Source organism: Brevundimonas sp. SL161, from assembly GCF_049896985.1.
GTDB lineage: Bacteria > Pseudomonadota > Alphaproteobacteria > Caulobacterales > Caulobacteraceae > Brevundimonas.
Map to the genome: position 1 here is coordinate 162,298 of NZ_JAFCVJ010000001.1, position 20,015 is coordinate 182,312.

Annotated in this window: 18 protein-coding genes; 12 read left to right on the forward strand and 6 right to left on the reverse strand. The window is 67.5% G+C overall.

Translation table 11 applies throughout. The features are described 5' to 3' along the window. Nucleotides 1-5: 5 nt before the first annotated feature. Nucleotides 6-1,277, reverse strand: a complete 1,272-nt coding sequence (locus ACP7AU_RS00775; RefSeq protein WP_426050214.1) for a lytic murein transglycosylase — start codon at nucleotides 1,275-1,277, stop codon at nucleotides 6-8. 328 nt (nucleotides 1,278-1,605) lie between these two features. Here ACP7AU_RS00775 and ACP7AU_RS00780 point away from each other — a divergent pair, with 328 nt between their 5' ends. Next, a complete protein-coding gene (locus tag ACP7AU_RS00780; RefSeq protein ID WP_426050215.1) occupies nucleotides 1,606-2,034 on the forward strand; it encodes a cupin domain-containing protein in 429 nt (142 codons plus the stop codon). Continuing rightward, nucleotides 2,034-2,453, forward strand: a complete 420-nt coding sequence (locus tag ACP7AU_RS00785) for a DUF1801 domain-containing protein (RefSeq protein WP_426050216.1) — start codon at nucleotides 2,034-2,036, stop codon at nucleotides 2,451-2,453. Before ACP7AU_RS00780 ends, ACP7AU_RS00785 begins: the two co-directional genes overlap by 1 nt. On the opposite strand, the gene ACP7AU_RS00790 is transcribed toward ACP7AU_RS00785, so the two are convergent. Beyond that, the gene (locus ACP7AU_RS00790) at nucleotides 2,450-2,680 is read right to left on the reverse strand and encodes a hypothetical protein (protein WP_426035233.1); all 231 of its coding nucleotides are present in this window, start codon (nucleotides 2,678-2,680) and stop codon (nucleotides 2,450-2,452) included. The two genes, ACP7AU_RS00785 and ACP7AU_RS00790, sit on opposite strands and share 4 nt — an antisense overlap. 89 nt (nucleotides 2,681-2,769) lie before the next feature. On the opposite strand from ACP7AU_RS00790, the gene ACP7AU_RS00795 reads away from it, so the two are divergent. Beyond that, the gene (locus tag ACP7AU_RS00795; RefSeq protein WP_426050217.1) at nucleotides 2,770-3,756 is read left to right on the forward strand and encodes a helix-turn-helix transcriptional regulator; all 987 of its coding nucleotides are present in this window, start codon (nucleotides 2,770-2,772) and stop codon (nucleotides 3,754-3,756) included. Nucleotides 3,757-3,886: 130 nt separating this feature from the next. On the opposite strand, the gene ACP7AU_RS00800 is transcribed toward ACP7AU_RS00795, so the two are convergent. Further along, nucleotides 3,887-5,329 (reverse strand): helix-turn-helix domain-containing protein, encoded by a 1,443-nt coding sequence (locus ACP7AU_RS00800; RefSeq protein ID WP_426050218.1) that lies wholly within the window; start codon nucleotides 5,327-5,329, stop codon nucleotides 3,887-3,889. 188 nt (nucleotides 5,330-5,517) lie between these two features. On the opposite strand from ACP7AU_RS00800, the gene aceA reads away from it, so the two are divergent. Together aceA and ACP7AU_RS00810 are read left to right on the forward strand one after the other, a co-directional pair. After that, a complete protein-coding gene (gene aceA, locus ACP7AU_RS00805) occupies nucleotides 5,518-6,798 on the forward strand; it encodes an isocitrate lyase (RefSeq protein WP_426050219.1) in 1,281 nt (426 codons plus the stop codon). Between the two features lie 19 nt (nucleotides 6,799-6,817). Continuing rightward, the gene (locus tag ACP7AU_RS00810) at nucleotides 6,818-7,036 is read left to right on the forward strand and encodes a hypothetical protein (protein ID WP_426035241.1); all 219 of its coding nucleotides are present in this window, start codon (nucleotides 6,818-6,820) and stop codon (nucleotides 7,034-7,036) included. Nucleotides 7,037-7,128: 92 nt separating this feature from the next. Here ACP7AU_RS00810 and ACP7AU_RS00815 read toward each other — a convergent pair whose 3' ends face one another. Then, nucleotides 7,129-9,426, reverse strand: a complete 2,298-nt coding sequence (locus ACP7AU_RS00815; protein WP_426050220.1) for a response regulator — start codon at nucleotides 9,424-9,426, stop codon at nucleotides 7,129-7,131. 174 nt (nucleotides 9,427-9,600) lie between these two features. On the opposite strand from ACP7AU_RS00815, the gene ACP7AU_RS00820 reads away from it, so the two are divergent. The 6 genes from ACP7AU_RS00820 to phoB all read left to right on the forward strand — a co-directional run bounded on the left by ACP7AU_RS00820 (nucleotide 9,601) and on the right by phoB (nucleotide 16,256). Beyond that, the gene (locus ACP7AU_RS00820; RefSeq protein ID WP_426035245.1) at nucleotides 9,601-11,001 is read left to right on the forward strand and encodes a sensor histidine kinase; all 1,401 of its coding nucleotides are present in this window, start codon (nucleotides 9,601-9,603) and stop codon (nucleotides 10,999-11,001) included. 147 nt (nucleotides 11,002-11,148) lie between these two features. Further along, nucleotides 11,149-12,591: a phosphate ABC transporter permease subunit PstC gene (gene pstC / locus ACP7AU_RS00825; protein WP_426050221.1), complete on the forward strand. Its 1,443-nt coding sequence runs from the start codon at nucleotides 11,149-11,151 to the stop codon at nucleotides 12,589-12,591. Then, a complete protein-coding gene (gene pstA, locus ACP7AU_RS00830) occupies nucleotides 12,584-13,897 on the forward strand; it encodes a phosphate ABC transporter permease PstA (RefSeq protein WP_426035249.1) in 1,314 nt (437 codons plus the stop codon). The genes pstC and pstA overlap by 8 nt, the downstream gene beginning before the upstream one ends. Nucleotides 13,898-14,015: 118 nt before the next feature. Beyond that, nucleotides 14,016-14,819: a phosphate ABC transporter ATP-binding protein PstB gene (pstB, locus tag ACP7AU_RS00835; protein ID WP_426050418.1), complete on the forward strand. Its 804-nt coding sequence runs from the start codon at nucleotides 14,016-14,018 to the stop codon at nucleotides 14,817-14,819. After that, the gene (gene phoU / locus ACP7AU_RS00840) at nucleotides 14,816-15,553 is read left to right on the forward strand and encodes a phosphate signaling complex protein PhoU (protein WP_426035251.1); all 738 of its coding nucleotides are present in this window, start codon (nucleotides 14,816-14,818) and stop codon (nucleotides 15,551-15,553) included. Before pstB ends, phoU begins: the two co-directional genes overlap by 4 nt. Nucleotides 15,554-15,566: 13 nt before the next feature. Further along, the gene (gene phoB / locus ACP7AU_RS00845) at nucleotides 15,567-16,256 is read left to right on the forward strand and encodes a phosphate regulon transcriptional regulator PhoB (protein ID WP_303695483.1); all 690 of its coding nucleotides are present in this window, start codon (nucleotides 15,567-15,569) and stop codon (nucleotides 16,254-16,256) included. Here phoB and ACP7AU_RS00850 read toward each other — a convergent pair. Next, nucleotides 16,232-17,113 carry a bile acid:sodium symporter family protein gene (locus ACP7AU_RS00850; RefSeq protein WP_426050222.1) on the reverse strand — a complete coding sequence of 294 codons (882 nt, stop codon included), beginning with the start codon at nucleotides 17,111-17,113 and terminating at the stop codon, nucleotides 16,232-16,234. The two genes, phoB and ACP7AU_RS00850, sit on opposite strands and share 25 nt — an antisense overlap. A 173-nt stretch (nucleotides 17,114-17,286) precedes the next feature. On the opposite strand from ACP7AU_RS00850, the gene ACP7AU_RS00855 reads away from it, so the two are divergent. Continuing rightward, nucleotides 17,287-19,089, forward strand: coding sequence for a gamma-glutamyltransferase family protein (locus ACP7AU_RS00855; protein WP_426050223.1), 1,803 nt, complete (start codon nucleotides 17,287-17,289; stop codon nucleotides 19,087-19,089). Here the strand turns inward: ACP7AU_RS00855 and ACP7AU_RS00860 are convergent. Continuing rightward, the gene (locus ACP7AU_RS00860; protein WP_426050224.1) at nucleotides 19,083-20,012 is read right to left on the reverse strand and encodes an Hsp33 family molecular chaperone; all 930 of its coding nucleotides are present in this window, start codon (nucleotides 20,010-20,012) and stop codon (nucleotides 19,083-19,085) included. The two genes, ACP7AU_RS00855 and ACP7AU_RS00860, sit on opposite strands and share 7 nt — an antisense overlap. Nucleotides 20,013-20,015 lie beyond the last annotated feature (3 nt).

A 20,015-nucleotide genomic window follows, 5' to 3' on the forward strand; every position in this document is an offset into this window, starting at 1 on the left:
CGGCGCTACATCCCGCGCATCAGCTCGTCGGCCAGGGCCGCTGTCAGGTAGCCGTCGGCAATGCGGCCGTGGGCGATCTGCCATTGTTTGAGGGCGCGGCGGGTGCCGGAGCCGACGACGCCGTCGATGGCTCCGGGATCGTAGCCGGCGCGGGCGAGGGCGGTCTGGGCGCCGAAACGCTGCTCGCGCGAGATCGGACCGTCGTTGGGCCAGGTTCCGAGAAGGCCGGGCTTTCCCGCCACGCCGTCGGCGGTCAGGCCGATGGCGAGCGCATAGCTGACCGAGTTGTTGTAGCGGCGGATGATGTAGTGGTTCGGCAGAGCCAGGAAGGCCGGACCCCGCGCGCCCTGGGGCAGCAGGATGATCCCGTTCTCGGCCGCTTCCTCCAAGGTTGGGGCGCCGCCCCGCGCGAGGGTGACGCCGCGCCGGGTCCAGTCGCTCCACGGGCGGCCATCGGCCTCGGCCAGGGCATAGTCGAAGTTGGCCGGCAGCTGGATTTCGTAACCCCAGGCCTGGCCGCGTTTCCAGCCGGCCTGGGCCAGAAGGTTGGCCGCGGAGGCGAGGGCGTCGGCGTCCGAGCCCCAGATGTCGACATGGCCGTCGCCGTTCTGGTCGACACCAAGACGCAGATAGTTGTCGGGCATGAACTGTGTCTGGCCCATGGCCCCGGCCCAGCTGCCGAGCAGGCCGGAGCGCTCGCGGCGGCCATCGACGACGATGTCGAGGGCGTTCTTCAGCTGGTCCTCGGCCCAGTCGCGGCGGCGACCGTCGAAGGCGAGGGTGGCGAGCGAACGGATAACGTCCTTGTCGCCCTGGACCTCGCCGAAGCTGGATTCATTGCCCCAGATGGAGACGAGGATTTCCGCCGGCACGCCGAAACGCTGGGTCACGGCCCAAGGCACGGCGTCGATGCGGCGACGGGCCTCGGCGATACGCGCGGCCGACGCCGCGTTGGCGATATAGGCCCCGGCGGGGCGGCTGAACTCCGGCTGGCTGCTGTCCAGACGAATGACCTCCGGGTCGGGCGTCAGATTGGCCAGTTGCTGTTCATAGAGGGCGCGGCGGGCGCCGCCCTTGCGCGACAGGAAGCCCTGTTTCCAGCCCTCGAACCCGGCCTGATCCGGGGTCGCGCGCGGCGGGGTCGGCACGACAGGGGCCGGCGCGACCGGCGCGGCGCGGGGCGGCGCCGGGCTGGCGATGACCGGAGGCGCCTCCGGCAGCATCGGCGCGCAGGCCGAGACGGCGGCAATCAGGACAAGGCGATAGTCGAGGCGCATGAGGCGAAGAGTTCCAGACAGCTCTGATCCGATCAAGAGCCTGCAAATAGCGCGCGAGTATGGCGAAGCGTTGCGGCGAAAGGGTGAATGCGATCTCCACCGTGTTCGATTCCTCGATCTTAGGAAATGTGCGACATTCTGTCCTCGCTCTCGGACACGGCCTGGTGGCGGAGGGGCGACGCGACGGGTGTGCAAGCCCGTGAACCCTCCGTTCAACTCGGAGGCCAGGCCTCCAAGCACTTTTTGGTGCGCTAACGCGAGCGACGCGGTCGCTCGCTGCTTGAGCGCGAATTCCCTCATATCTTTCGGACGCGCTACAGGTGAGGACATGCCCACCGCTGCCGAGATCATCGCCCTGCTGGACCTCAAGCCCCATCCCGAGGGGGGGCACTATCGCGAGACCTTCCGCGATCCGCATGAGATCGGCGGGCGGTCGGCCGGGACGGCGATCTATTTCCTGCTGGCCGAGGGCGAGGCGTCGCACTGGCACCGCGTCGACGCGGCAGAAATCTGGCATTTTCACGCCGGCGCGCCGCTCGAGCTCAGGATCGCCGATCCGGCCGAACGGCGCATGGTATTGGGCCCGGACCTGAGGGCGGGTGAGCGGCCGCAGGGCGTCGTGCCGACGGGCGCCTGGCAGGCGGCGAGGAGCCTCGGCGCCTGGACGCTGGTCAGCTGCACCGTCGCGCCGGGGTTTGACTTCATCGGCTTTGAGATGGCTTCTGAGGGCTGGGAGCCGGAGCTGGGAGAGGTGTGATGGCGGAGCTCAAGACCAAATTCACGGCTGCATCGGTCGAGGATTTCATCGCCCAGGTCGAAAATCCGAGGCGGCGCGACGACGCGAAGGTCGTGGCGGCGCTGATGGCGAAGATCTCGGGCGAGCCGGCGACAATGTGGGGGCCGTCGATCATCGGCTTCGGCCGCTATCACTACCGATACGCCAGCGGGCATGAGGGCGATGCGCCGGTGGTGGGGTTCTCGCCGAGAAAGGCGAACCTGGTGCTGTATTTCGCCGGCGACGAGCCTGGCTACAGCGAGCGGCTAGCCCGGCTCGGCAAGCACAAGGCCAGCAAGGCCTGCGTCTATGTGAACCGGCTGTCCGATCTGGATCCGGACGTCCTGCGCGAGATGATCCAGGTCACGATCGACACGACCAGGGCGCGCTATCTGGGCTAGGCCGCCATGCGGAAGTCGTCGTAGCAGGTGTCGGCGGCGCGGGCCTCGTCCCACAGGGCGTCTTCGTCCGAGTAGCGGGCGCTGGCGCGGGCGTCGATGACATCGACCACCTGTTCCTCCAGCCGGTCCCAGATCACGGCCAGGTCGCCGCAGCCGTCGGCCTCGCAGGGGACGATCAGGTAACGGGAGGTGTTGATTTGCGTCTGGGGAGCGGATGCGCGGGCCATGGGTGTCTCCGGTCAGTGTGTGCTTGCCGATGAGTCTGAGATAGGACAGAGTTACGTCAGTTTCGGACGTATCATTTCTGAGGCGACGCGTGCGACACGACAAGGCGGTCCTGGTCATCGAACTGGCGCGGCGCATGGCGGCTTCGGCCGAAGGGCTGACGCTGGACGAAATAGCGCACGAATCGCGGGTTGGCCGACGCACGGCCGAGCGGATACGGGACGCGGTGATCCTGCTCTTTCCGTCGGTGGAGGAGGTGTCGGACCCGCCGACCAAGCGCTGGCGCATTCGCGGCGGCTTGTCGGCCTTCGAACAGGCCCCGACGGCGACCGAACTGCTGGAACTGTCCAAGGCGGCGCAGGGACTGAGGACCGCAGGCGAGGCCGGGCGGGCGGCGGCGCTCGAGGGGCTGGAACGCAAGCTCAAGTCGGCGATGCGGTCGACGACCCTGAACCGGCTGGCGCCCGACCTGGAAGCCTTGGTGCGAGCCGAAACGATCGCCGTACAGGCGGGGCCCAGGCCGAACGCGGACGAGGCCATGCTGGCGGCCATCCGGGGCGCGGTGCTGGCGCAATCGCCGCTGGGCTTCACCTACTCACGGCCGGGTGCGGAAGCGCGGCGGCGCAGCGTGGCGCCCTGTGGCGTCATGTTCGGGCGCGCCAATTATCTGGTCGCGGCGGACCGGGACAGCGGGAGGGTGCAGACCTTCCGCCTCGACCGGATGAGCGCGGTGGAGGCCTTGGCCGGGTTCGCCCCGCCGCCGCCGGAATTCGACCTGTCGGTCTTCGCCAGCCAGTCGTTCGGAATCTATCAGGATGAGATCGAGGACGTGGTCCTGCGCGTCTCGCCCGAAGGGGCGGCCGAGGCGCGCGGCTGGCGCTGGCACCCGACCCAGACGCTGGAGGATCAGGCGGACGGATCGGTCATCGTGCGGTTCCGGGCCTCGGGCATGCGGGAACTGGCCTGGCATCTGTTCACCTGGGGCGAACAGGTGAAGATCCTGGCGCCTCAGCGGCTGAAGGCTGTGATGGCCGGGGAACTGGCGGCGGCGCAGCGGGCGTTGGACAGTGCGTCCTAGAGCATGATCGTTTCTGGTGGGCCCGCTTTGCGGGCCTGACATGAAACGTGAATCATCCTCTCGCCATGATCTGGAGCCCGATTCACGGTCTCAGCGGACTCGCGAAGCGAGTACTCCTCGGCCGATCAGTCTAGGCCGCCGCGAACGGGTAGGGGCTGACCGATTTCGACCAGTCGTCGACGCGTAGCGCCCGGTCCACCGGCGGGGCGGCGCGTTCGGCGCAGGGATGTCGATGACACAGGCGGCAGGCCGGGCCGATCGGGGTGACCTCCGGCGCGGTCAGGTCGAGGCCGCGGGCATAGATGAGCCGATGTGCGTCCTTCAGCTCGCAGCCCAGGCCGATGGCCAGGTCGTGGGGCTCGCCGTAGCCGTCGTGTCCCTGGCGATCGACGGTGCGGGCCAGGGTGAACCAGCGCTGGCCGGGTTCAGTGTTCTGGGGGGGCGTCTCGATGATCTGGGTGACGAGGCGGCCGGGCGTGCGGAAGGCCGAATGCAGCCGCCAGCGCGGGCAGGCGCCGCCGAAGCGGGCGAAGGGGAAGGCGCCCGAGGCATAGCGTTTGGAGACATTCCCCGCCTGATCCACCCGCATCAGGAAGAAGGGCACGCCGCGCGCGGAGGGGCGCGACAGGGTCGTCAGCCGGTGGGCGACCTGTTCGAACGACGTGCCGAACCGGGTCTGGAGCCGCGCGATGTCGTAGCCGGTCGCCTCGGCCATCCGCTGGAAGGCGGCGTAGGGCATCAGGATGGCGGCGGCGAAGGTGTTGGTCAGCGAAACCTTGAGCAGGGCGCGTGTGATGTCGTCCGGCGGCCGGGCGGCGTCGGCCAGGGCCGACAGCTCGGCCTCGTGTTCGGACAGGGCCAGTTGATAGGCGGTGGCGAAGGCGCGGGACGACGGATCGAGCGTCTCGGATAACAGCAGGCGCCGGCGGTGCGGGTCGAAGCGGCGGGTCCATTCGACCATGACCTCGGCGGGCATAACCCGGACTGACAGATTATGGCGGCTCTGAAGGCGCGCGCGCGCGAGGGCCTCGAATCCGTCGCCGGTCTGGTTGGGGTCCAGCGCCGCATGCAGGGCCTCGCCCAGGGCATCGAGATCGGGAAAATGGTTGGCGCGTGACTGGATATGGTCGCGCACCCAGTCGGCCGGGGAGGGGCCGATTGCAGACTCGCCGCCGTCGATCAGGGCGGCGCGGGACCGGTCGCGCTGTTCGGCGAAGGCGCGGTACAGGCGCAGCAAGGCCTCGACGGCGCCGGGCGCGTCGTCGGCCAGCAGCAGTAGCTCGTGACGGGGAACCTCGAGGCCCTGAAACAGGGGGTCGGCCAAGACTTCCGATAATTCGGCCTCACCAGCCGCGCCGGACTGGCCCAGCTGGCGCAGGTCGACGTCATAGGTCTGGGCCAGCCGCAGCAGGAGCTGTGCAGAGACCGGGCGCTGGTTGCGCTCGATGTGATTCAGATAGCTGGGCGAGACGCCTAGGTCGCCGGCCATGGCCGTCTGGGTCAGGCCCCGATCGCGCCGCAGCCGCTTCAGGCGGGCGCCGAGGAACAGCTTGCGATCGGCCGTGGTGTCCATCGGTATCTCCTCCGTGCAGCCCGGCGAAGGGGATAATTGTCATGATATGTCATAAATAGCAAGGTCATTATATGACAACATGACACGAACCTGAGGGTCTATTCTGTATAAAAAATGACAGTGCCGTGTTCTCTTAGCTGACCGAACCGGCGCGACGTTCGCCCCGGTCAGATCCTGAGCAGAGCGCCATGACCACCTTCGCCGATCTCGTCTCTTCGCCCAAAGGCCGCTTCGACGGCATCGAGCGCCCCTACACGCCGGAAGACGTCCTGAAGCTGCGCGGTTCGGTGCCGATCACCCACACCCTGGCCGAGCGCGGCGCCAACCGCCTGTGGGAGCTGCTGCACACCGAGCCCTTCATCAACGCCCTGGGCGCCGTCACCGGCAACCAGGCGATGCAGATGGTCCGTGCCGGACTGAAGGCCATCTATCTGTCGGGCTGGCAGGTCGCGGCCGACGCCAACACGGCCGGGGCCATGTACCCGGATCAGTCGCTGTACCCCGCCAACGCTGCGCCGGAATTGTGCCGCCGCATCAACCGCACTCTGCAGCGCGCCGACCAGATCGAGCACGCCGAGGGCGGCGCCAAGCGCGACTGGTTCGCCCCCATCGTAGCCGACGCCGAGGCCGGTTTCGGCGGGCCTTTGAACAGCTTCGAGATCATGAAGGCCTTCATCGAGGCGGGTGCCGCGGGCGTCCATTTCGAGGACCAGCTGGCATCTGAGAAGAAGTGCGGCCACCTGGGCGGCAAGGTCTTGATCCCGACCCAGGCCCATATCCGCAACCTGGTCGCGGCGCGTCTGGCGGCTGACGTCATGGGCACGCCGACGATCACCGTGGCCCGCACCGACGCCGAGAGCGCCCAGTTGATCACCTCGGACATCGATGAGCGCGACCAGCCCTTCATCGACCGCGAGAACCGCACGCCGGAGGGCTTCTTCCGTCTGAAGGAAGGCACGGGGCTGGACCATTGCATCGCGCGCGGCCTGAGCTACGCCAACATCGCCGATCTGCTGTGGTGGGAGACCAGCCACCCGTCGCTGGAGGACGCCAGGAAGTTCGCGGAAGCGGTCCAGAAGGAGCACCCCGGCAAACTGATGGCCTACAACTGCTCGCCCTCCTTCAACTGGAAGGCCAAGCTGGACGACGCCACCATCGCCAAATTCCAGCGCGAGCTTGGGGCGATGGGCTACAAGTTCCAGTTCGTGACCCTAGCCGGCTTCCATGCCCTGAACAACTCGATGTTCGAACTGGCCGACGGCTACCGCGACCGCGGCATGGCGGCCTACTCCGAACTGCAGCAGCGCGAGTTCGCCAACGAGGCGGCAGGCTACACCGCGACCCGTCACCAGCGCGAAGTGGGCACCGGCTACTTCGACACCGTCGCCACCGTCATTTCCAATGGGCAGTCGTCCACGACCGCCATGAAGGAATCCACCGAGACTGCGCAGTTCGTCGCGGCCGAATAATCAAACAGGAGAGACGCATATGGAACCGCTCAGCCGCCCCCAGGCCATTATCGACTTCTGCATGGCGCCCCTCGCGCTGGACTCCGGCGCTGAGGCCGAACGTGAAGTCCGCCGTCGTCTGGAGCACGTCATCAAGACCTACCAGACCAAGCTGGCTGTCGCCTCGGCGCCCACCACGGTCGACTTCAGCCAGATGCCCTCACAGGTGATCAACGAAGCCGCCCACGGCTACGAGTAGAAAGACAGAAGCCGCCGGCACTTCGCAGTGTCGGCGGCTTCCGCGGTGTCGGAAAGCGGTGTTGGCGGTTCACGTCGCCGAATTTTTGCAGTTCAGGCCGCAGCGGATTTTTGCTGACTCTCACCACCGAGTTCCGCCACCAGCGCGAGCAACTCGGCCGCGTCGAACGGCTTGGCCAGGTGGCGGTCGGCGCCGGCCGCCCTTGCCGCAGCGACGTGATCGGGCAGGGCATTGGCCGTCAGCATGACGATCGGCGCGCGGTCCAGGCCCATGGCCGCTTCGTGCAGGCGAATCTCGCGCACGGCCGTCAGGCCGTCCATCACCGGCATCTGCATGTCCATCAGGATGATGTCGAAACCTTGGGCGCGGCAGGCTTGCAGCGCCTCGGCGCCGTTCTCGGCCTGAACCAGATCGATCGCCGCCTGGGACAGGATGAGCTCGACGACCTTGCGATTGGTCGGATGGTCGTCCGCGACGAGCACGCGCAGGCGCTGGTTCGAATGATCCTCGGTCGCGGGCGCAGCCGCCGCCACGGTCGGCTGCGCCGGCGCCTCAGCCATGGTCAGAGGGAGCGTCAGGATGAAGGCCGAGCCGCCACCGGGCTCGCTCTCGCAATCCAGTTCGCCGCCCATCAAGCCCGCCAGCTGACGGCAGATGGCGAGGCCCAGGCCGGTCCCGCCGAAGCGGCGGGTGATGGTGCCGTCGGCCTGTTCGAAACGGGTGAACAGTCGGGCCTTGGCGGCGGCGTCGAAGCCGACGCCGGTGTCCTCGACGGTGAAGCGCATGATCCGCGCGCCGGCCCGGTCCTTGCCGACGCAGGCGGTCAGGCTGACGAAGCCGGTGGTGGTGAACTTTACCGCATTGGAGACGAGATTGGTCAGGACCTGCTTCACGCGCACGACGTCGCCGCGCACCCAGACGGCGGCCTTCGGCTCGATCTCGACGAAAAATTGCAGGCCCTTGTCGGTGGCCGGTTCTCTGTAGAGATGGGCGGCGTCGTTGACGGCGCGGGTCAGGTCGAAGATCTCGTCGGCGATCTCCAGACGGCCGGATTCGACGCGGGCGAGGTCCAGTATGTCGCTCAACAGGGTCTGGAGCGTGTGTCCCGACGACTGGATCAGATCCAGCATCTCGCGCTGTTCGGGGGCCAGGCTTGTGCGAGCCAGCGCCTGGGTCAGGCCGATGACCCCGTTCAGGGGCGTCCGGATCTCGTGGCTCATGTTCGCCAGGAACTCGGACTTCGCCCTGTTGGCCGCCTCCGCCGCATCCCGCGCCTCGGCCAGCGACTTGGCGTCGCGCTTCAGGTCGGTGATATCATTGACGACGGTGACGATGCCCCCGTTCGAGGTGCGGCGGTCCTGGACGCGCAGCCAGCGGTCGCCCGCGATCTTTTGCTCCAAGGTGTTCGACAGGTGCCGGCGGGACGCGAGGCGATCCTCGATCCATTGCTGTTCGCGACCGAAAGCATCTTCGTAAAGTCCTTGCTTGAGACCCCTCTGGAGCAGGTCGCGGAAGCTGACGCCGACGGCGAGGGCATTGGCGACCTCGGGATTTACCTCCGCGTAGCGTGCGTTCCAGATCAGCAGGCGGTCGTCGGCGTTGTAGAACCCCAGACCGTCCGGCATGGTGTCTATGGCTTCCCGAAGATGGTTCAGCACGGTGGAGCGGCGGCACAGGTCCAGGCTCGTCACGATCGAAGCGATAATGACCACCAGGGTGGCCCCGGCGACGACCCAGAGCAGCAGGCCCGATTGCGAGATCAGGCTGGGGGACAGGACCGAAGACGGATCGGGAACGATGGTCATCGCCGCCATGGCGCCGAAATGCAGGGTGACGACGCTCAGCACCGCGAAGGCCGCATTCGCGGGGATGCGCCACCAGCCGTCTCGCTTGACCCACAAGGCGGTGCAGAGCGAGAGCAGGATGCTGAGGCCGACGGCCGCGGCCGCGGTGCCCAGGTCCCAGGAGAGCGTGGCCCCTTGAATACGCATGGCGGACGTGCCGATGAAATGCATCGACGCTACGCTCGAGGCCGCGAGCATCGCGAACAGCGCGCGCGTCAGGCGAGAGCCGCCGTTCAGGGCGACGGCGACGCCGAGAACCATTCCGGCGATGACGATGCCCAGCGACAGCAGGGTCTCGCCCGCAGCATAGCGGATCAGGGCGTCGGACCGGTAGCCGAGCATGGCCAGGAAATGGGTCGCCCAGACTGCCAGGCCGCCGACCAGGCCGGCGACAGCGCCGTAGGCCACCCTCATGCGCGCGGCGCTGTGGCGGGCCCTGCCTATCATGGCGATGCAAGTGGCCATACCGATCGCGCAGACGGTCGCGGCCAGCAGCGTCAGCCGCCAGTCATGCTGGACCACCAGGCAGTTCACTATCCAGTTCAAAGGCGCCCATTCCCCGACGTTCGCGATCACTCTGAACCGCAGAGGTAAAAAAACGGGTGTATGATCAAGCGGGATGGCGGGCTCGAATCCGCTCGCCTTACCGGGCTGTCCCGTTCTAGGAAAAAGAGGAAGACGCCGGAGGCCCGCGCGTCGGACGGGAGGCGCGACGACACCATGCCGTTCGACGAGTCTCCGTCCCCCGTCGCCCCGCTCGCCACCTCCCGGCTGTGGACCAACGGCGCTATCGGCGGCGTCGCCATCATCATTATGCTGGCCTTAGCGGCCGCGCGGCCGGACGCGGCCGCCTGGTTGCTCGCTGGCGCCGGCGTCATCGGTTTCACGACGCTGATGGGCCTCAGAGGGGCGCGCAAGGTCGCGAAAGAGACTTCTGCGGTCGCCGTCGGGGCGAGCCTTTCGGCGCCCGAAAATGCCGGCCTGCTGGACAGCGTGTTCGAGGCTCTGGACGACCCCGTCATGATCGTCAGCGGCGGGGAGGCGGACGACATTGCCGGCCGGCGCATCGTGCTCGCCAATCGCGCCGCGCGTGAAGTGCTGCGCATCCAGCGAGAAGGCGCCCTGCTGGTGTCAGCGATGCGCGACCCGAACGTACTCGAGGCGGTGGACGAAGCCCTGTTCGGCGGCGTGAGCCGGACGACGGACTACAACGCCGCCGGCGCCCGGACGCGGCACTGGAAAGCCTGGGTGCGCCCGCTGCCTTCACCGGACGGCATGACCATGGCTCTGCTGGGCCTGCGAGACGAGACGGACGTGCGGCGCATGGAGTTGATGCGTGTCGACTTCCTCGCCAACGCCAGCCACGAACTCCGCACGCCATTGGCTTCGCTGAGCGGCTTTATCGAAACGCTGAAGGGACACGCCAGGGACGACCCGAAGGCGCGGGACAAGTTCCTCGACATCATGGCGGCCCAGGCAGACCGGATGGGACGGTTGGTCGCCGACCTGCTGTCGTTGAGCAGGATCGAACTGAACGAGCACATCCCGCCATCGGGGAAGGTCGATCTGCCCCGCGCGGCCTCGGACGTGGTCGACGCCATCAGCGTGCTGTCGCAGGAGAAGGGCGTCACCGTCCTGCTGGATGTGGAGCCAGGCGACGCGCGGATCACCGGCGACCGCGACGAGATCGTTCAGGTCATCCAGAACCTGACGGACAACGCGATCAAATACTCCCTGGTCGGCGGCACGGTGGACCTGACGGTGCGGCACGGGCTGGACATCGAGGCCGCCGCGGCATCGCGCGTGCCCGGGGCGACCCGCCTGTCATTGCTGACGCCCGACCGCGAGGCCGGGGCGCGCTATGTGGTGGTGACGGTGCGCGACTACGGGCCGGGAATGGCGCGTGAGCATCTGCCGCGGCTGACCGAGCGGTTCTATCGCGTCGAGGGCCAGAAGAGCGGGGAGCGTCCGGGGACGGGCCTGGGGCTGGCGATCGTCAAGCACATTGTCAACCGACACCGCGGCGGGATGACGGTGGAAAGCGCCCCGGGCGAAGGATCTTTGTTCAATGTCTATTTTCCGATGGCGACCGCGTCGAGGAGCATATCGGAGCCGGCCTGACCGTCGAAGAACGGCGATCGTTTACGACGTTGCAGAACTGTCATCCAGCCGTCTTAATCCGCTGACCATCCAAGGGCAGGTTCCGCGCCTGGACGGGCCGGATTTCCGCGCACGCTCTGATTCTGGCGTGCGCGCTCGCGGGACCTGATGATCTGGCTTGTGATTCCTCTCGTGGCGGTGTTCGCCGTGCTCGCCTATCTGGCCGGGCGCGGCGTGGCGCAGCGTCGCGCCGCGGCGCTGCGCGGCGGGCAGAAGGCGCACTCGCGGCCTGAGCAGCACGGCTATTACGCCATGATCTGGGTCGCCGTGCCCGCGCTGGTCGTTACCATTCTGGCGGGGGTCTTTTCCGGTCCTGTGGCCCACAACCTTCTGGCAGCAGATGCACCGGCCTCGGTGCAGGCGCTGGAGCCCTTCCGCCGCGAGGCCTTTTTCAATGACGCGCGGCTGACGGGGGAGGGGCAGCGCGCCTTTCAGGTCTGGTCGGGTGACCCGGGCGAAGCCCTGACGGCGGAAGCGGCCCGCTCTGCCCGCCTGCACCAGACCCTGACCTGGGGCGGCGTCCTCGCCGCAATCCTGGCGGCGGTGATGGGCGGCCTGTTCGCCTGGAGCCAGGTCCGGCCGACCCTGCGGGCGCGGAACCGGGTCGAGGGCTGGATCGGCGGCCTGCTGTTCGCCTGTTCCGCCGTGGCCATCCTGACCACTGTCGGCATCGTCTTCTCCCTGTTGTGGGACAGCCTGCGCTTCTTCCAGGCCGTGCCTGTGACGGAGTTCCTGTTCGGCACCCAGTGGAGCCCGCAGATCGCCATCCGCGCCGATCAGGTCGGGTCGTCGGGCGCTTTCGGGGCCGTGCCCCTGTTCGCCGGCACTTTCCTTATCATGATCATCGCCATGATCGTGGCCGCGCCGGTCGGTCTGTTCTCGGCCATCTATTTGTCTGAATACGCCAGCGCCCTGTCGCGCGGGATCGTCAAACCGGTGCTGGAGATCCTCGCGGGCGTGCCGACGGTGGTCTACGGCTTCTTCGCCGCCCTGACGGTGGGCCCGGCGTTCCGCGAGTTCTTCAACGGCCTCGGCGCGATGATGGTCGGCGGACCTCTGGACGGCATCGGGCAGTACCTGATGCTGGTCCAGAACCAGATGGCCCTGGTGGCCGGGGCGGTCATGGGGATCATGCTGATCCCGTTCGTCTCGTCCCTGTCCGACGACATCATCAACGCCGTGCCCCAGTCCCTGCGCGACGGTTCCTATGCGATGGGCGCGACCAAGTCCGAGACGGTGAAGCGGGTGCTTCTGCCGGCCGCCCTGCCAGGCATCGCCGGCGCCCTGTTGCTGGCCATGTCGCGGGCAATCGGCGAGACCATGATCGTGACCATGGCGGCGGGTCTTGCGGCGAACCTGACGCTGAACCCGCTCGACACGGTGACCACGGTCACGGTCCAGATCGTCACCCTGTTGACCGGCGACCAAGAGTTCGACAGCCCGAAGACGCTCGCCGCGTTCGGCCTCGGACTGACCCTGTTCCTCGTCACCCTGCTGCTGAACATCGTCGCCCAGCGGATCGTCCAGACCTATCGGGAACAGTATGACTGAGACCGGCGCAGACAAAATGTGGGCGCGTCTGGCCGCCGAGGATCCCGCGCGCGCGGCGCGACTGCAGCGCGGGCTTAAGAAGCGCTATGCCCGCGAGGGACGATTCAAGCTGTACGGCATCCTGGCGGTCTCCGTGGCCATCGGCTTCCTGCTGCTGCTCCTGGGCCGGATCATCGAGCAAGGGCACACAGCCTTCTACGCCAACCAGATGACGGTGCAGGTCTATATGGATCCGGCCCGGATCGATCGCACCTATCCTCAGGGCACCAATTTTCAGCAGATGGTGGCGCAGCAACAACTGGCCCGCCTCGGCGAAACGGACGACGCGCAGGGCACGAAAGCGACGGCCTATCGCTTGCTTATCTCCTCGGAGCTGAAGTTCCGCGCCGCCGATCTGATCCGCAACGACCCGTCGCTGATCGGCCGGACGGTGGAGATCACCGCCCCCGTATCGGATGAGGCGGACCTCTATTACAAGGGCGAGATCACCCGCGAGACGGCCGCCGATCAACGCCGCGTCAGCGACGAGCAGATGGCCTGGCTGGACGGGCTGAAGCGCGACGGGCACGTCTCGACGACCTTCAACGCCCAGCTGTTCACGAACGGCGATTCGACCGAGCCGGAGTTGGCCGGGGTGTTCGGCGCGGTGGTCGGTTCGGCCCTGATGCTGCTGGTCACCGCCCTGATCGCCATTCCACTGGGCGTCGGCGCCGCCGTCTATCTGGAGGAGTTCTCCCGCAAAGGCCGGATCACCGACCTGATCGAGGTCAACATCAACAATCTCGCGGCCGTGCCGTCGATCGTCTACGGCCTCCTGGGCGTAGCTCTGTTCATCAACTGGATGCACCTGCCGCGCTCGTCGCCGCTGGTTGGCGGGCTCGTGCTGGCCCTTATGGCGCTGCCGACCATTATTATCGCCACGCGTTCGGCGTTGAAGGCCGTGCCGCCGTCGATTCGCGAGGCGGCCCTGGCCATGGGCGCCAGCCGGACCCAGACGGTGTTCCACCACGTCCTGCCCCTGGCCATGCCGGGCGTAATGACCGGCACCATCATCTCCATGGCTCACGCCCTCGGCGAGACTGCGCCCCTGCTGCTGATCGGCATGGTGAGCTTTGTGCCGGGCATCCCGGGCGCGATCGACGAGCCGGCCGGCGCCCTGCCGTCGCTGGTCTATATCTGGGAGAACGCCTCGGAACGCGCGTTCCACGAGCGGACGGCTGCGGCCATCCTCGTTCTCCTCGCCTTCATGATCGTCATGAACGCCGCCGCGATCCTGCTGCGTCGGCGGTTCGAGCGTCGGTGGTAAGACAATGAAACTTCCCTTCTTCCGTAGCCCTGACGGGCGAGAGGGCGGCGGCTCCGCCGACCCGACCGAGCGCCGTGACGAATCCGTCCTGACGCCCGTACCTGAAGCCGCCGGTGTCATGGCCGGGCGCGTGCCCGAGGTGAAGTCGCCGTCGGCTCCTGCGGGCCCGACCAAGATCGCCGCGCGGGACGTCTCGGTCTTCTACAGCGACAAGCAGGCTCTGTACGACGTCTCGCTGGACGTGCCGGACAAGACGGTCACCGCCCTCATCGGCCCGTCCGGCTGCGGCAAATCAACCTTCCTGCGCACGATGAACCGGATGAACGACACCATCCAGGGCTGCCGCGTGACCGGCAAGATCCTTATGGACGGCCAGGACATCAACGCCCGCTCGGTCGACCCCGTGTTGCTCCGCGCCCAGGTCGGGATGGTGTTCCAGAAGCCGAACCCCTTCCCCAAGACCATCTACGAGAACGTCGCCTACGGCCCCAGGATCCACGGTCTCACGACGTCGAAGTCGGAGCTGGACAGCATCGTTGAAAGCTCGCTGAAGAAGGCGGGCCTGTGGGACGAGGTCGCCGACCGTCTGCACTCGGCCGGTACCGGCCTTTCGGGCGGCCAGCAGCAGCGTCTGGTCATCGCGCGCGCCATCGCGGTGAACCCCGAAGTCATCCTGATGGACGAGCCCTGCTCGGCGCTGGACCCGATCGCCACGGCCCGGATCGAGGAGCTGATCGACGAACTGCGCGAGCGCTACTGCATCGTCATCGTCACCCACTCGATGGCCCAGGCGGCCCGCGTGTCGCAACGCACGGCCTTCTTCCACATGGGTCGTCTCGTCGAGCACGGAAACACCGAGGAAATCTTCACGAATCCCCGCGAACGGCGCACGCTCGACTACATCACGGGACGCTTCGGTTGAACCAGCACACGGTCAAGGCCTACGGCGACGAACTGAATCAGCTGACGGCCGAGGTTGCCCGCATGGGGGGGCTCGCCGAGGCCCAGGTGGCGGATGCGGTCGAGTCGGTCGCGCGTCGCGACATCGCCCTGGCGCGGGCTGTGGTCGAGCGCGACGCCAAGGTCGATGCGATGCACCGCGACATCGAGAAGAAGGCCATCCGCCTGATCGCTTTGCGCCAGCCGGTGGCGTCGGATCTGCGCAAGACCCTGGCGGCGATGAAGCTGTCGGTCGATCTGGAGCGCACCGGCGACCTGGCCAAGAACATCGCCAAGCGCGCCCTGTCGCTGGCCGAGACCGAGCCGATGCAACCCCTGACCCGCTCGATCGAGCGGATGGGCAAGCTGGTGTCGATGCGGCTGCGCGACGTTCTGGACGCCTATACGGCCTCGGAGATCGACCGGGCCATGGCCGTCTGGGCGTCCGATGACGAGGTCGACGAGCATTACAACGCCCTGTTCCGAGAACTGCTGACCTACATGATGGGCGATCCGCGCACGATCAGCGCCTGCACCCATCTGTTGTTCATGGCCAAGAACCTTGAGCGGATCGGGGACCACGCGACCAACATCGCCGAGGTCATCCACTACGAGATCACCGGCGACGAGATGACCGGCGAGCGCCCGCGCTGGACGCCTTCGCCGGGCGACTGGGATGCGGATTCGGGGCACCTGCCCACGCCACCGACGACCTGACGGAGAGACCTGAGTGCAGCCCTATATCCTGGTGATGGAAGACGAGGACGCCCTGGCGACCCTGCTTCAGTACAACCTCGAAAAGGAGGGCTACGACGTCGTCGTCGCCGCCGACGGGGAGGAGGGTCTGGTCCAGATCGACGAGCGTCAGCCGGACCTGGTCTTGCTCGACTGGATGCTGCCCAAGGTCTCGGGCATCGAGGTCTGCCGGCGTCTTCGCGGCCGGCCCGAGACGCGCAACCTGCCGGTCATCATGCTGACCGCGCGAGGCGAAGAATCGGACCGGGTGCGCGGCCTCGACACGGGCGCCGATGATTATCTGACCAAGCCCTTCTCAATGACCGAACTGATCGCGCGGATCCGGGCCGTGTTGCGTCGTATCCGGCCGGGACTGGCCGACGACCGCGTTGGGCACGGCGACATCATCATCGACCGGGTCGCCCATCGCGTGCGTCGCTCGGGCAAGGAGGTCCATCTGGGCCCGACCGAGTTCCGCCTGCTGGACCACTTCATGCGCCACCCGGGCCGGGTCTTTAGCCGCGAACAGCTGCTGGACGCCGTCTGGGGCTCCGACGTCTATGTCGAGGCCCGCACCGTGGACGTCCACGTCGGCCGACTGCGCAAGGCCCTGAATGTCGAGGACAGCGCCAACCCGATCCGCACGGTGCGGTCGGCGGGCTATTCGCTGGATCTCGAAGGCTGAGCCTTCGCTGATCCCCGCGTGATCAGCACCCCGAAAGCCGCCGCCAGCGGGAACATCAGGACACCGTAGACGGCCGCCGGCAGCGACATGTCGATGTTTCCCAGCACCGACTGGGCGATGACGATGGCCAGGGTAGCGTTGTGCAGCCCGACCTCGAAAGCGCTGGCGATCGACTGTGGCCGGTCGATTTTGAGCAGGCGGGGGATCAGGAATCCGATCCCCAGACTAATCAGGCAGAAGGTCACGACGACGCCGGCCAGGGCAGCGAGATTGGCCGTCAGCACGTCGAGTTGAGCCGACACGGAGCCGATGATGACCAGGGTCAGGATGATCACCGAGGCGATCCGCACGGGCCTGTCCATGGCCGCCGCGAAGCCGGGCCTCAGCGCGCGCACCAGCATGCCCAGCGCCACCGGCGCCAGCACGATCATGAACACCTCGATCGTCTTGGCCAGCTGAAGTCCCACCTGGCCGCCGCCGGGCTGGAAATAGCCGAGCGACAGATTGACCACGATCGGCAGGGTGATCACCGCCACGACCGAGTTGATGGCGGTCAAGCTGATGTTCAGCGCCACATCGCCCCGGAACAGGTGGCTGTAGAGGTTCGCCGTCGTCCCGCCCGGCGACGCCGCCAGCAGCATCATGCCCACAGCCAGCACCGGCGGCAGCCGGAACAGCAGCACCAGGCCGAAGCAGACCAGCGGGAGGAGAATCAGCTGGCAGGCCAGGGCGATGGACACCGCCTTCGGCTGTCTCCCGATCCGGACGAAATCACCGGTCGTGAGGCTGAGCCCCAAGCCGAACATGATGATCCCCAGCGCGACCGGCAGACCGATGACGGTGATGGCTGAACCCATGAGCGTGTTCCCCCGACGCGGTTTTGCGCCTTTTGGGGGTCAGCGTGTCACGTGATGCCCGGAGCACCAAGCCACGGCGCAGCGTATCGAACGACGCCCGCGCCGGCCCTGAGTCTTTCCTCCGCCCCCGAAACCGCTACGGTCCCGGCCTCAGTCTTAAGGGAGTCTCGCCCATGCGCCGCCGTACCTTCCTGTCGACCCTGCCCGCCGGGGCGTTGATGGCGACAGCCGGGACGCCCGCCGCCTCCCGACCTGTCATCCAGGCCCGGCCCGAGAACCCGTTCGTTGGCGTCACCATGGGCGACCGGATCACGGGGGCTCCGTTTGCGGGCCGCTCGACCGTCTGGGGCATGAACGGCGCGGCGGCGACGGCGCATCCGACGGCGACCCTGATCGGGGTCGACACCCTGAGGCGCGGCGGCTCGGCGATCGATGCGGCCATCGCCATCAACGCCGCCCTGGGCTTCCTCGAGCCGACCGCCAACGGCATCGGCGGCGACGCTTTCTGCATGCTGTGGGATCCGGCGCAGCGGAAGGTCGTCGGCTTCAACGGGTCTGGAAACAGTCCCCTCGCGTTGTCGCTTGAGACGGCTCGCAGCCGGGCGGTGGACGGCTACCTGCCGCGCTATGGCGCGGTGACGGTCAATGTGCCGGGCACGGTGGACGCCTGGTGGAGCGCGCACCAGCGCTACGGCAAGCTGCCGTGGAAGGACGTGCTGATCCCGGTCGCCGAACTGTGCGAGCAGGGCGTGCCCATGCCTCAGACCATCGCCTGGTACATGGAGCGCAACATGGCCGGGTTCGACCGGGCCGGGGGCATCGAGGAGAACGACAATCGCAAGGCCGTCTATGCGCCGGGCGGACGGACGCCGCGCGTCGGCGAGGTCTTCGCCAATCCGCACCTCGGTCGCATGCTGAGGCTGATCGCCGAGGGCGGCCGCGACGCCTTTTACGAAGGACCGATTGCCGAACAGATCGAGCGCTATTTCCGGCGCATCGGCGGCTGGATGACGCGGGCGGACCTGGCCGCGCACCGGACCGAATGGGTTCAGCCGATCCGGACCGACTATCGCGGGGTCGATGTCTATGGCCTCGGACCGAACACCCAGGGCCTGTCGACCAACCAGATCCTCAACATCTGCGAGCAGTTCGACCTGAAGGGTATGGGCTTCCAGTCGGCGGCCTCGATCCATCACCAGGCGGAGGCCAAGCGGCTGGCGTTCGAGGATCGGGCCAAATGGTTCGCCGACGACCGGTTCTCGCAGACGCCGGTCGAATGGCTGAACTCCAAGCCCTACGCCGCCGAACGGGCACGGCTGATCCGGCCGGACCGGATTATGGACCGCGCCTTTCCGGGCGATGCGCCGACCCAAGGCGACACGACCTATTTCAGCGTCGCCGACAAGGACGGGATGATGGTCAGCTGGATCCAGTCCAACTATCGCGGCATGGGCTCGGGGCTGGCGCCCGACGATGGCGAACGCCCGCTGGGCTTCATGTTCCAGGACCGGGGCGAGCTGTTCGCCCTGACCGACGGCCATCCGAACGTCTACGCGCCGGGCAAGCGGCCCTTCCACACCATCATTCCCGGCTTTGCCTGCAAGGACGGGGAGCCGTGGATGGCGTTCGGCGTGATGGGCGGCGGCATGCAGCCCCAGGGCCAGGCCCAGATCATCATCAACATGGTCGACTATGGCCTCGACCCGCAGGAGGCCGGGGACAGCCCGCGCTGGCAGCATGAGGGCTCATCCGAGCCGACAGGCCAGGCCGCCGAGGGCGTCGGAATCCTGCATCTGGAAAACGGCGTGCCGCAGGCGACGCGCGCCGGTCTGGAACAGCGTGGGTGGGTCCTCGGCCCGACCGACGGCGGCTTCGGCGGCTATCAGAACGTGGTGCGTCAGGACAACGGCGAAGGCCGCTGGACCTATGGCGCGGCGACTGAAATGCGCAAGGACGGGATCGCCCTGGCCTATTGAGCCTGGGCCTCCGCCGCCTCAGGGGCGAGCTTGTAGAGCGTGCCGCAGTATTCGCAGGTGACGTGGATCTTGCCGTCGGGCTCGACCATGTCGGTGCGTTCCTCCGGGCCGAAGGAGGCGAGGACGCCGGCGATGCGCTCGGCCGAACAGCGGCACTGGGCCTTCAGAGCGCGGGCGTCTTCCAGCCGCACGCCGTCCTCGTGGAACAGGCGGAACAGCAGGGTCTCGGGCGTGATGGTCGGATCGACCAGTTCGTCGTCGGCAAGCGTCTGGAACAGGGCGCGGGTGCGGTCCCAGACCTCCTCGGTCGAGCCGCGCGCATCGTCGGCGGCGATCAGCTGGATCAGGGCGCCGCCCGCGCGCCACGTCGTGCCGGTCTCGTCGGTGACGGAGCCGACGGCGAGGCGGACCTTGGTCGGGATCTGCTCGGACTGGACGAAATAGTGTTCGGCGGCCAGCGACAGGCTCTCGCCTTCAATCGGCGTGATGCCCTGGGTGCGTTCGAAGTCGGGTCCACGATCCAAGGTCATGACGAAGACGCCCTGGCCCAGCAGGGTGCGGGCGCCGGGGCGCGAGAAACCGCTGGATGCGGCGGCGACCTCGTCCTCGTCGAAGCGGCAGTAGCCGCGCAGGTGACCGTCAGTGTCGTAATCGGCGACGACATAGCGGACCGGACCGTCGCCCTGGGCCTGGACGATCAGCCGGCCTTCGAACTTCAGCGCCGAGCCGACCAAGGCGGCCAGCGCGCTGGCCTCGCCCAGCAGGGCGGCGACCGGCTCGGGATAGGCGTGGGCCGACAGGATCTTGTCGATGGCGTCTCCGAGACGGACCAGGCGGCCGCGCACAGGCCAGCCCTCGATCTGGAAGGCGGCGGCGAGGTCGTCGGTCGGCGCGGAAACGGCGGCAGGCTCGTGATCGGTCACGGC

Coding starts and splice junctions, on each gene's coding strand:
- ACP7AU_RS00775 (WP_426050214.1), bottom strand. CDS start 1,277: ATGCGCCTCGACTATCGCCTTGTCCTGATTGCCGCCGTCTCGGCCTGC.
- ACP7AU_RS00780 (WP_426050215.1), top strand. CDS start 1,606: ATGCCCACCGCTGCCGAGATCATCGCCCTGCTGGACCTCAAGCCCCAT.
- ACP7AU_RS00785 (WP_426050216.1), top strand. CDS start 2,034: ATGGCGGAGCTCAAGACCAAATTCACGGCTGCATCGGTCGAGGATTTC.
- ACP7AU_RS00790 (WP_426035233.1), bottom strand. CDS start 2,680: ATGGCCCGCGCATCCGCTCCCCAGACGCAAATCAACACCTCCCGTTAC.
- ACP7AU_RS00800 (WP_426050218.1), bottom strand. CDS start 5,329: ATGGACACCACGGCCGATCGCAAGCTGTTCCTCGGCGCCCGCCTGAAG.
- aceA (WP_426050219.1), top strand. CDS start 5,518: ATGACCACCTTCGCCGATCTCGTCTCTTCGCCCAAAGGCCGCTTCGAC.
- ACP7AU_RS00810 (WP_426035241.1), top strand. CDS start 6,818: ATGGAACCGCTCAGCCGCCCCCAGGCCATTATCGACTTCTGCATGGCG.
- ACP7AU_RS00820 (WP_426035245.1), top strand. CDS start 9,601: ATGCCGTTCGACGAGTCTCCGTCCCCCGTCGCCCCGCTCGCCACCTCC.
- pstC (WP_426050221.1), top strand. CDS start 11,149: ATGATCTGGCTTGTGATTCCTCTCGTGGCGGTGTTCGCCGTGCTCGCC.
- pstA (WP_426035249.1), top strand. CDS start 12,584: ATGACTGAGACCGGCGCAGACAAAATGTGGGCGCGTCTGGCCGCCGAG.
- pstB (WP_426050418.1), top strand. CDS start 14,016: ATGGCCGGGCGCGTGCCCGAGGTGAAGTCGCCGTCGGCTCCTGCGGGC.
- ACP7AU_RS00850 (WP_426050222.1), bottom strand. CDS start 17,113: ATGGGTTCAGCCATCACCGTCATCGGTCTGCCGGTCGCGCTGGGGATC.
- ACP7AU_RS00855 (WP_426050223.1), top strand. CDS start 17,287: ATGCGCCGCCGTACCTTCCTGTCGACCCTGCCCGCCGGGGCGTTGATG.